Source organism: Nocardioides sp. (genome assembly GCF_047607365.1).
Classification (GTDB): domain Bacteria; phylum Actinomycetota; class Actinomycetes; order Propionibacteriales; family Nocardioidaceae; genus Nocardioides.
The window spans coordinates 1-4240 of sequence record NZ_JASGDD010000161.1; the positions used below are offsets into that span (position 1 = coordinate 1).

Annotated in this window: 5 protein-coding genes; 3 read left to right on the forward strand and 2 right to left on the reverse strand. The window is 75.8% G+C overall.

All coding sequences use genetic code 11. The annotated features are described in order from the left end of the window. On the forward strand, nt 1-776 hold a 776-nt coding region (locus QM572_RS12780), incomplete at its 5' end, for a PD-(D/E)XK nuclease family protein (protein WP_415093680.1). Between the two features lie 60 nt (nt 777-836). After that, nucleotides 837-1664, forward strand: coding sequence for a DUF1684 domain-containing protein (locus QM572_RS12785; protein ID WP_415093682.1), 828 nt, complete (start codon nt 837-839; stop codon nt 1662-1664). A 140-nt stretch (nt 1665-1804) separates the two neighbouring features. Here QM572_RS12785 and QM572_RS12790 read toward each other — a convergent pair whose 3' ends face one another. After that, nucleotides 1805-2884, reverse strand: coding sequence for an NAD(P)-binding domain-containing protein (locus QM572_RS12790; protein ID WP_415093684.1), 1080 nt, complete (start codon nt 2882-2884; stop codon nt 1805-1807). 64 nt (nt 2885-2948) lie between these two features. On the opposite strand from QM572_RS12790, the gene nudC reads away from it, so the two are divergent. After that, nucleotides 2949-3851, forward strand: a complete 903-nt coding sequence (nudC, locus tag QM572_RS12795) for an NAD(+) diphosphatase (protein ID WP_415093686.1) — start codon at nt 2949-2951, stop codon at nt 3849-3851. Here the strand turns inward: nudC and QM572_RS12800 are convergent. Continuing rightward, nucleotides 3796-4240, reverse strand: a 445-nt coding sequence (locus QM572_RS12800) for a glycerate kinase (protein WP_415093688.1), incomplete at its 5' end; no start/stop codon positions are given. The genes nudC and QM572_RS12800 overlap by 56 nt on opposite strands.

Sequence of the window (4240 nt, forward strand, 5' to 3'; positions counted from 1 at the left end):
CGCCCGAGGGGCCGGGCGCCGAGGCGCGGCTGAGGCTGGTCGCGGCGGAGGTCGTGCGCGCGGCGGACCCGCACGCGCCCGACGAGGGTCTCGACGTGCTCGAGGCGGCGCGCGTGGCGGAGTGGGACGCCGAGATCGAGCGCCTGCTCGCCGAGGCCAGGGCCGACGTCGCCGACGAGGTCGTGGTCGAGCGCCCCGCGTCCCTCTCGGCGACCGCGGTCGCGCGGTTGCGGGCCGACCCCGACCGGTTCGCGCGCGAGCTGGCCCGGCCGATGCCGCGGCCGCCCAGCGAGGCCGCGCGGTTCGGCACGCGCTTCCACGCCTGGGTCGAGGCGCGCTTCGACCAGCAGGATCTCTTCGCCCTCGACGAGCTGCCCGGCGCGGGCGACGCGGAGATCGAGTCCGACGCCGACCTCGCCGAGGTGATCGCGGCGTTCGAGTCGGGGCCGTTCGCCGACCGGCCCCCGGCCTTCGTCGAGGCGCCGTTCGCCCTCGTCGTCGCGGGCCAGGTCGTCCGCGGGCGGATCGACGCGGTCTACCGCGAGACCGGCCCCGACGGAGGCGACGCCTGGCTGATCGTCGACTGGAAGACCGGCCGCTCCGAGGCCGCGGACCCGCTGCAGCTGGCGATCTACCGCCTCGCGTGGGCCGAGCTCCACGGACTGCCCGCCGAGGACGTCCGGGCGGCCTTCTTCCACGTCCGCAGCGGGCGGCTGGTCGAGCCGTCCGACCTGCCCGGCCGACCGGAGCTCGAGGCGCTCATAAGCGAGGCGTGAGGGGACCGATCACGCATTCCACTTGGACCACGACCGTCCGCGGCCGGTTGGCTGGGACACATGAGCGTGACCGCATGGGAGACCTGGCGTGAGGCCCGCGACAAGCAGTTCCGCGAGCCCGGCACCTGGACCAGCTTCCGCAGCCTCACCTGGCTGACCGCCGAGCCCGTCGCCATCCCGGGGACGCCGGGACGGTGGTGGACCGACGGCGACGCCGTTCACGTCGCGCCCGCCCCCGACGACGCCGAGCCGCTCGTCCTCGCCGAGACCGGTGAGCCGGTGGTCGCGGAGACCGTCGTCGAGGCAGGACCGCATCACAGCCTCTGGGCGCTGCGGTACGGCGGACCCGACTCCGGCCGCGTGGCCGTCGAGCTCCTCTTCCTGGCCGATCCCGACGGGACGGCCCACCGCGGCGTCCGGCCGCGCGATCCCGAGAACCCGCTGGTGGAGGCGTTCGCGGGGATCCCGGTGTTCGACTACGACCCGGCGTGGGTCGTGACCGCGACCGTCCTGCACCACGACCGCCCGATCGCGGCCGAGGTCGGGTCGGCACAGCCGCGGCTGCGGTTCCGGGTCTCGGTGGTCGGGGAGATCGACCTGCCGCTGCCGACCCTGCCGGCGGGCGACGCCGTGACGCTCCAGGTGATCGGCGAGCGCGAGGGCGTCCACGAGGTGCGCTTCTCCGACACCGCCGAGGGCGTCGCGCCGTGGCGGACGATCCGCTTCGACGCGGACGACATCGCCGCCGACGGCACGGTGGAGCTCGACCTGAACCTCGTGCAGAACTACCCGTCCGGTGTCGCCCCGCACTGCATCTGCCCCCGCGAGCTCCCCGCCAACCGCCTCGCGATCCCGGTCCCCGTCGGGGAGCGGTCCGCCCGCTTCTGAGGCCGGCCGTCAGCGGTCGCGGGCAGGACGTGAGCGACGACGCCGCGACACGCCGACGCGACCGGCGTGTCGCAGCCATGAGACGCACGTCCTGACCGGGCGCGGCCCCACCCGGCATGTCGTGACAGGCTCCGCAGGCCTCACGGCGACAGCTGCGGCGACGGCTCCCCGGCCAGCCGTCGCGCGACGCCCCCCGCGGCGAACCGGCCGGCGCGGTTGGCGCCGATGGTCGAGGCAGACGGCCCGTAGCCGACCAGCTGCACCCGCGGGTCGGCCACCGCCGTGGTGCCGAGGCGGTCGAGCTGGATCCCACCCGCCTCGGAGCGCAGGCGCAGCGGCGCGAGATGCGCGATCGCCGGGCGGAAGCCCGTCGCCCAGAGGATCACGTCGGCACGCTCGAACGCCGTGCCCGACGCCGACGGGTCCGCCCAGCGCACGCCGTCGGGCTCGATGGAGGTGAACATCGGCAGCCGCCGGTCGTAGACCCCCATCGCCCGGGCCGCCTCCTCCTGAGCACGGAGCATCAGGCCGGTGACCGAGACGACGGACTCGGGCGGCAGCCCACGGCGTACGCGGTCTTGGACGAGGGCGACGGCGGCCGAGCCCGCCTCCGGGTCGAAGCGCCCGGTCCGCCACACCGGCGGCCGTCGCGTCACCCACACCACGTCCGTCACCGGCGCGAGCGCGCCGAGGAACTGCACCGCGGACGCGCCACCCCCGACGACCACGACCCGGCGCCCGCGGAAGGGCTCGGGTCCCGGGTAGTCGTGGGTGTGCAGCTGCTCGCCGAGGAACGTCTCGCGGCCGGGGTAGTAGGGCCAGTGCGGCTGGGTCCAGGTGCCGGTCGCGTTGACGATCGTCCGCGTCGTCCACGACCGCTCGCCCGCCGCGACCACGAGCAGGTCGCCCGCCGAGCTGACGCGGTCCACGTGGACCGGCCGTACGACGGGGAGCCCCTGCGCGCGCTCGTAGGAGGCGAAGTACGCCGGCACGGCGACGTTCGCCCGGGTCTCGCTCTCGGGCAGCGGCTCGGCGCCCGGCAGCTCGGCGATCCGGTGCACGTCGCGCATGGTCAGCGCGTCCCAGCGGTGCTGCCACGCACCGCCCGGCCCCGCGTCGGCGTCGAGCACCACATGGGCGATCCCGCGACGGAGCAGGTGGTGCGATGCCGACAGGCCGGCCTGCCCGGCCCCGATGACCACCGACTCCCACACGTCCACGTGACCTCAACGCCGCGACGCCGCGGGATATTCGCAGTCCCCACGTTGGCACTACGTTGGCGGCGTGAGCCTGCCGCACGCGCGCCTGCACGAGAGCGCCCACGACCGACTCGGCCTCCGCCGCGGCGACGACGACTGGGAGGACGAGCGCTGGTCCGACCCGGCCACCCGCGTCCTGGTCGTCGCCGGCACCCGGATCGCGTCGCCGCTCACCTGGCTCAGCCCGGCGGAGACGGACGGCATCGTGGGAACGCGGCTGCTGCTCGGCGACGCCGGCGGCGTCACCCACGTGGCTCTCGTCGCCGGCCGCGAGCACGCCCGCGAGGGCTGGGTCCCCGTGCGCGGCCTGTTGCCCGAGCTCGCGGCCGCCCCGGCCTCCGACCCGACGGCGCCGCTCGTCCTGCACGCCGTCGGGATGGCCGAGTGGCTCGCGGCGACGCGGTTCTGCTCGCGCTGCGGCGGCCCGCTGACACCGCGCCGGTCGGGCCACGAGCTGGTCTGCAGCGACGGCCACGTGCACTTCCCGCGCACCGATCCCGCGGTCATCATGCTCATCACCCACGGCACGCCGGGCGCCGACGACGAGCTCGCGCTGCTCGGCCGCAAGGGGGAGTGGCCGCCCGGTCGCTTCTCCACGCTCGCCGGCTTCTGCGAGCCCGGCGAGACGCTCGAGGACACCGTCCGCCGCGAGGTGGCGGAGGAGGCGGGCGTGCGCGTCGGCGAGGTGCGGTACGTCGGCAACCAGCCCTGGCCGCTCCCCAGCTCGCTCATGCTCGGGTTCACCGGCGTCGCGCTGGGCCTCGACCTGAGGATCGAGGACGACGAGCTCGCCGAGGCCCGCTGGGTCACCCGCGCGGAGCTCCTCGCGGGCGCGGCCGACGGATCGCTGCTGCTTCCGGGAGAGGTCTCGATCAGCCGCTCGCTGATCGAGGGATGGGTCGGCTCCCCGCTTCCGGGAAGCTGGTGAGGACCCGCGTCGCCACCTCGCGGACACAGGCGAGGGTGTCGCCCAGCGCCCGGTCGCTCCCGAGCTCGGCGGTGAGGGACACGACCTCGAGGTCGGCGTCGAGACCGTCGTCGGCCATGCCGACGATCGCCACGACCGGCACGCCGTGTCGCGTGGCCAGCGCCGCCACGCCCCCGACCACCTTGCCCGCGAACGAGGTGGCGTCGAGCCTGCCCTCGCCGGTCACGACGAGGTCCGCCCGGGCGACGGCGCCCTCCAGGCCGAGGTGCCGGGCGACATGGCCGAATCCGGGCACGAGCGTGCCGCCGAGTGCCAGCAGCGCTCCGCCGAGCCCGCCGGCCGCGCCGGTCCCGGGCGTCCCCTGCGGGTCGACGCCGCACTCCTCGCGC

What these genes read in the sequence shown, in the direction of transcription:
- QM572_RS12785 (WP_415093682.1), top strand. Translation starts at nt 837, where the DNA reads ATGAGCGTGACCGCATGGGAGACCTGGCGTGAGGCCCGCGACAAGCAG.